The sequence below is a fragment of the Microbacterium maritypicum MF109 genome (genome assembly GCF_000455825.1).
GTDB classification, from domain to species: domain Bacteria; phylum Actinomycetota; class Actinomycetes; order Actinomycetales; family Microbacteriaceae; genus Microbacterium; species Microbacterium maritypicum_A.
On the sequence record NZ_ATAO01000069.1, the window covers coordinates 1 to 869 of the forward strand.

Annotated in this window: 1 protein-coding gene; it reads left to right on the forward strand. The window is 73.0% G+C overall.

Annotation, left to right across the window (positions count from 1 at the left end):
• On the forward strand, positions 1 to 869 hold an 869-nt coding region (locus L687_RS25625), incomplete at both ends, for an MMPL family transporter (RefSeq protein ID WP_021198650.1).

Below are 869 nucleotides of genomic sequence, written 5' to 3' on the forward strand. Positions count from 1 at the left end.
CTGCAGTTCGACTCCGGGATCGTGAGCGTGCTCGTCTTCGGTGCCGGAACAAACTACGCCCTCCTGCTCATCTCGCGCTACCGCGAAGAACTCGCCCGCGAGACCGATCATCGCCGCGCCCTGGTCGCCGCCTGGCGTGCCACCGCCCCCGCGATCGTCGCCTCGAACGTCACCGTGGTCCTGGCGCTGTCGACTCTCGCCCTCGCGGTGATCCCGGGAACGCGCGGGCTCGGCATCGCCTCTGCCGTGGGCCTGCTGATCGCGCTCGCCGCCGTGCTCCTGGTGCTGCCACCGGCGCTCGCCGTGTGCGGCCGTCGACTGTTCTGGCCGTTCGCGCCGCGCGTGGGCGATGTCGCGGCCACGGGCCGCGTGTGGGGTGCGGTGGCTCACCGCGTCTCCCGGCGCCCGTGGGTGCCGCTGGTCGGCGGACTCGCGCTGCTCGGCGTTCTCGCCGGTGGGCTCGCCGGAGCGTCCGTCGGGCTCACCCAGGTCGAGAAGTTCCGTGTCGTGTCCGAGTCGGCCGCAGGTCTCACGGTGCTCGGCGATCACTTCCCGGCCGGGGAGGCGCAGCCGATGATCGTGATCGGCGATACGGCGGAGGCCGATGCGCTGGTCGCCGCGATCGACGACGTGCCGGGTGTGCTCCGGGTATCGGCGACCGGGGAGAGCAGCGACGGAGCGCTCACCCGTCTGCTCGTCGTCGGTGAGCCGGCGCCCGGAACGCCCGCGAGCCTCGACCTGGTGAGCGCGGTACGAGAGGCCGTGCAGACGGTGCCGGATGCCGACGCCGTGGTGGGCGGCCCGGTGGCGGCGGATCTCGATGCGCGCGAAGGCAATCGGCGCGACCTGCTGCTGGTCGTCCCGCTCGT